We start from the raw sequence: 725 nt of genomic DNA, 5'->3' as shown, positions 1-725 counted from the left end.
GACAAGTTACAGGAGACTGTTCAACCAGCGCGCGCTGTCGGCGCTGCTTGAAAACGGCGGCGTCGCCACCGCACGCCTGGTCCATCACGCCGTGGAAGCGCACAATTTCGAGGCGGTGCGCGAATTCGCGCCGATCGCCGCGCGCGAGGCTTCGCGTGTCGGCGCCCATCGCGACGCCGCCGGCTACTATGAGGTCGCCTTGCGGCAGGCCGACACCTTGCCCGTGGAAGAACGCGCCGGACTTTACGAGCAGTATGCCTTCGAGTGTCACTTGATCGCCCGCATTGACGAGGCCATCAAGGCGCAGGAACAAGCCCGCGCGTTGCAAAAGGCGCTTGGCAACACGCTGAAGGAAGGCGACAGCCTCAGGTGGCTATCGCGCTTCGCCTATCTGTTGGGCGACCGCCCGGCAGCCGACCTGTTCGGCGCCCAGGCGGTCGCGTTGCTGGAGGCAGTTCCCGCCAGTGCCGAACTTGCCATGGCCTATTCGAACCTTTCGCAGCTGGCGATGCTGGCCGAGAGGCTCGACGAGACCCTGTCGCTGGGCGGCAGGGCGATCGAGCTTGCCGAGCAGCTGGACCGGCAGGATGTCGTTTGTCACGCGCTCAACAATGTCGGCGCCGCCGAGCAGTGGCTGGATCTGGCCAGCAGCCGGCTGCATCTCGCCCGCAGCCTTGAAATCGCGCTGGAGCAGAATTTTCAGGAGCACGCCGCGCGTGCCTTCA

General features: G+C 65.5%; 1 pseudogene. It reads left to right on the top strand.

Annotation, left to right across the window (positions count from 1 at the left end):
- Positions 1 to 725 (top strand): annotated as a pseudogene (locus EN994_RS33985) (helix-turn-helix transcriptional regulator); the annotation flags it as partial.

It is taken from the genome of Mesorhizobium sp. M7A.F.Ca.CA.002.09.1.1 (assembly GCF_003998555.1).
Taxonomy (GTDB): domain Bacteria; phylum Pseudomonadota; class Alphaproteobacteria; order Rhizobiales; family Rhizobiaceae; genus Mesorhizobium; species Mesorhizobium ciceri.
The sequence above is the reverse complement of the archived record's forward strand: the minus strand, read 5'-3'. Positions and strand labels throughout refer to the sequence as shown.